6 protein-coding genes and 1 tRNA gene are annotated in these 4,319 nt (G+C 34.1%); 3 read left to right on the top strand and 4 right to left on the bottom strand.

The window, feature by feature from the left end; all coding sequences use genetic code 11:
* On the top strand, positions 1-663 hold a 663-nt coding region (locus AC220I_RS18880), incomplete at its 5' end, for a hypothetical protein (protein WP_486725415.1).
* 53 nt (positions 664-716) lie between these two features.
* On the opposite strand, the gene AC220I_RS18875 is transcribed toward AC220I_RS18880, so the two are convergent.
* On the bottom strand, positions 717-1,631 hold the full coding sequence (locus AC220I_RS18875) for an alpha/beta fold hydrolase (RefSeq protein WP_486725414.1): 915 nt from the start codon (positions 1,629-1,631) through the stop codon (positions 717-719).
* 140 nt (positions 1,632-1,771) lie between these two features.
* Here AC220I_RS18875 and plsY point away from each other — a divergent pair, with 140 nt between their 5' ends.
* Together plsY and AC220I_RS18865 are read left to right on the top strand one after the other, a co-directional pair.
* Positions 1,772-2,362 carry a glycerol-3-phosphate 1-O-acyltransferase PlsY gene (plsY, locus tag AC220I_RS18870; protein ID WP_486725413.1) on the top strand — a complete coding sequence of 197 codons (591 nt, stop codon included), beginning with the start codon at positions 1,772-1,774 and terminating at the stop codon, positions 2,360-2,362.
* A gap of 4 nt (positions 2,363-2,366) precedes the next feature.
* Positions 2,367-2,463: transfer RNA gene (locus tag AC220I_RS18865), tRNA-Sec, on the top strand.
* 12 nt (positions 2,464-2,475) lie between these two features.
* On the opposite strand, the gene AC220I_RS18860 is transcribed toward AC220I_RS18865, so the two are convergent.
* From AC220I_RS18860 to AC220I_RS18850, 3 genes are all read right to left on the bottom strand, one after another.
* Positions 2,476-2,907: a GNAT family N-acetyltransferase gene (locus tag AC220I_RS18860; protein WP_486725412.1), complete on the bottom strand. Its 432-nt coding sequence runs from the start codon at positions 2,905-2,907 to the stop codon at positions 2,476-2,478.
* A gap of 63 nt (positions 2,908-2,970) precedes the next feature.
* Entirely contained in the window at positions 2,971-4,050 is a 1,080-nt protein-coding gene (locus tag AC220I_RS18855; protein ID WP_486725411.1) for a M14 family metallopeptidase, read from the bottom strand.
* Between the two features lie 80 nt (positions 4,051-4,130).
* Positions 4,131-4,319 (bottom strand): hypothetical protein (locus tag AC220I_RS18850; protein ID WP_486725410.1); only part of this gene is annotated, 189 nt, incomplete at its 5' end.

Below are 4,319 nucleotides of genomic sequence, written 5' to 3'. Positions count from 1 at the left end.
GTTGTCGGTTATGATTTTTCGCCTTGTGGTGGCACTCATGTACGCCTAACAGGTGAAATTGGTATGATCAAGGTCAAAAAAATAGAAAATTACAAACAAGGTATTCGGATTGAATTTGTTTGTGGCAATTATGCCCTAGATACTTTTAATGTTCGAAATGACATCGTCAACGAACTTTCAACCCTATTATCCGTAAAAGATTTTGAAATTGTAGACTTTGTAAAACAAATGATTGAAAACGCAAAGCAAGACAAAAAAGATTTAAGTGATATCAAGCATGAGTTAATGGCACTTGAAGTTCAAGACTTAATCAATATGTTCGATGAAGTTGATGGGATAAAAGTCATTAGGCTCGAAGAAGAAGAGACTACTATGAATGACTTAAGAAGTAAGGTTCAACTTATTTGTCAAACACCTAATTTCATTGTACTTGCAAGATCAATTGAAGGAGACAAATGTCATATAGTCTTGTCGAAATCCAAAGAAGATTCAGCAAGTCTCAGTAGCATTGAAATGAACTATTTTTTCAAAACATATGGTCCATCAATTTCCCTAAAAGGTGGCGGTAATGCACACATGGCACAGGGTGGAACAACATCCAATATGGACCTTGATGCCTTCTTTGAGCAAATAGAAAACGACATCCAAAATCAAATGTCGTAATCAATCCTAACCAATCATAATATTATATTTTATAAATTCATCAAATCCATAACTTAAAAGTTTAAGGAAATCCATTTTAAGATGTCTTCATAGACATCTTTTTTATTGATTTCATTTAACATTTCATGTCTGCCCTTAGGATAGAGTTTCAAAGAGGTATTAAAGCCATTTTGTTTATAATAGTCATTGGTTTTTTTAACACCCTTGCCATAATTGCCAACAGGATCCTCATTTCCCGAGAAAATAAGCATTGGAAGTCCGTTTTTCTGATTTTTAAAAACATCAGAATATAGAATCCGCTGGAGATTGGATGTGAACTCAATATAGAAGCTTGTCGGGTGAATTTCACCACAATATGGATCTTCAATATACTTCTTGACCTCAACCGGATCTCTTGAGAGCCAATCAAATGCGGTTAAGGGATTTTCAATTTTTTTATTATATGTACCAAATGAAATTCTATTGAGTAAGATTGATTTCTCATCTACTTTGTTCTTCCTGTATTCCCTCTCTGCCAACCATTTTGCAATACCAATTTCTAGTTTGCTCGGATATCCCGTACCAGATAAAATCACGCCACTCACGAGATAAGTATAATCTAAAATGAAATCTCGTACCAAGAAAGAGCCCATACTGTGGCCCATTAAAATTAAAGGCGCATCTGGATAATCATCTCTAACAAGTTCAATTACACGTCTTAAATCCTCTTTCATTTTAAACCAACCATTTTCACCAAGATAGCCTAGATTTTCAACACTTCCAGCTGTTTTACCATGTCCTCTATGGGCATGCCCAAATACGAAAATGCCCTTGCTTAGCATGTAATTTGCAAATTCATCATACCTTTCTATTGTCTCAGCCATACCATGTGAAATTACTAAAATCCTAGAAGGGGTCTCTTCATTAATCCATTTATAGCCCTTAATTACAGCATCACCAAATGAATTGAACTCAAACTCATATCTCAAAATGCACGCCTCCAGTCATAAATTTTATATAAAGATTTATATTATTATTATAACACTTTAAATTTCTTATTTGAACCGAAATGGTTCTATGTTAAAATGAGAATGGTTGTAATTTAAAATTATATATTTGGAGGCTATTAATGCAATTTATTATTGCTCTTATAAGTTATTTCGTAGGTAGTATTCCCTTTTCTTATTTAATTCCAAAGTATTTAAGTAAGGTTGATATAAGACAAGTTGGTAGTGGTAATACAGGTACGACAAATGTCGTTAGAACTTTAGGTTTAAAAGTTGGCGTCCTCGCCTTTATTGGAGACTTTTTAAAGGGTTTATTGCCAACCTTAGTTGGTTATATGCTTATGGGGCCACTTGGCGGCATTATAGGCGGTTCTTTTGCAGTTCTAGGGCATTGTTACCCGGTTTGGTTAAAGTTTAAAGGTGGCAAAGGTATCGCGACTTCAGCAGGTGTTCTCGTCATCTTAATTCCGAAAATTTTTATCCTATTGCTCATTATTCAATTTATAATCATCTTTATAACGAAATATATGTCACTTGCCTCAATAACAAGTGCCGTTCTCTTGCCTGTCTTTTGTATGCTGTTTGCCGTGCCAACAGAAGTCATTATTTTTGCAGCGTGTCTTGGTGCTTTCGTAATTTACCGCCATCGCAGCAATTTATTACGTCTTATTCGCGGGGAAGAAAAAAAGCTTACTATAGGTTCAAAAAAGTAATTACGGGGGTAGATGGATGCTGGTGTGTCCTCTGATCTTCAAAATCAGTTTGAGGGGTTAAGAGCCTCTTAGGTGGGTTCGATTCCCATCTACCCTCGCCATATAAATTATGGTTAAATCTTTAAGATACACTCATAGTTGTCAGCTGTGAAATCATCACCTTTTATGAGTTTACACTTAAAGTCACACGCTTTAAAAAATTCAACATAATGATGATCACATTCAACTTGTAGTGTCATAAAATCACCCAAATGTTGAACTTCTTTAATCATTTTTTTAGCATAACCTTTCCCTCTGTAAGCATCTACAACAGCTAGATGCTTGATGATCAGAAGATCGTTATCTATGACAGAACCACCAATTAATCCTATTAATGTATCATCCTCTTCTAAAACATAAAATCTGCCCTGTGTTTTTGCATAGACGGACTGTGCAACGTTTTGAACTTTTCCGTTTGTTGCATTAAAAATACAAGTCTTTAAAAGTTCATTTATCCCGTCATTTTCAAATAATACTCTGTAGTTATCAATTCTTCTAAACTTCATACTCATATACCTCACTCTTTTAGATTTATTATGTTTATGCTTTAATTTAATCAAAAATGGTTTTTACAAATTAAAATACGAAATGGCATTTTTGATTAAACCATCAAAATCTGCTTCCACTTTTTGCCACCATTTCTCATTAAGTGGACAATAGATATTAACGTACTTCTTGAGAATTTTTTCACTGGTCTTTTGATGGCTTATTTTTTTTTGCCAAATTTCATTTTCTAATATTGTAACTCTTAGACTCTCGAACCTGTGATAAATGGAATGACCCAATGTACCAAATTCTACACAGGTATGAAAAACATCTCTATGCTTATCACGATCTTTCAAATACAAATAATCAATCATATCACCATTAACATCTCGTATTTCAACATGATCAAGCTTTAAATTCCGTTTCCATAGAAATGGATTTAAAGCGTCAAAGGACGAATTGATCAAGGTGAGCTCATCCTTTGGACCATATCCTGTGTGCAAATCAAAATGAATAACTTGTTTAATTGCATCTGTCGTGTAATGGTCTATCCATTTCAAAACCTTCTTATTTTCAGCTGTTAGGCTGTCACCACCATAATATATCTGGTCACGATTATCATATTGACCACCGAAAATAGCTAAGTTGGTATTTTGAATGCCATCCACTATTATACACTTAATTAAGCTAAAATAATATCTAATCAGATTCAATGGTGAAAAGCCACTCTGCCACTTTGCACAAATTAGATATTCCAAGGCTTTTGATTTATATTTTTTAGGCTTAGATTCTTTTAAGAAATTTCGATTCAAATCTATATTCTCACAATTTACGCGTCTAAAATATTTCATGCCCCAAGGATTGATAAAATTGACAACCAGCAAGGCCGTTTTTGAAGCGTTCATATTCTTATAATGTCTTGTAATGGTCCTATTTACAAGTTCTGCTCCAACAAAGCCTTCCACACCATGGAGCCCAGCTGTTAAAATCAACAGCTTTTCAGGAGATTCTGTATCACTCATGTAGACGGTTTCAGTGGTCAAAATACCCTTATCATCATAGGCATCTGAGTGATGTTCACATATCAAATAATGTTCCCTTGCAACGCCAATTATACATTGAAAGGTCTCTTTAGCTGCTTCATAGCTCTTTAAGGCATGCATAAGACTCTCCTCAAGATCATTTTAAAAAAGTACGATCACATATCGCAATCGTACTTACTTAAGACTATTAATTCTACACACTATTTATTTAATAAAAATTGTTGCCAAAGATTTAAATACTGAGGTGCTTCATTTGTTCGATCTGAGATATCTGGAATCGTTCCAAGTCTCCAAATAGAAACATTGGATAATCCAAAGAATTTCATCATATCAATTTTAGACTGCAAACTTCTCTGATCTTCATACCAAACAATATTACGTGTTTGGTC

The sequence above is a fragment of the Fusibacter sp. genome (assembly GCF_057447755.1).
Note: the sequence above shows the minus strand (reverse complement) of the source record. Positions and strands in the feature narration are given on the sequence as shown.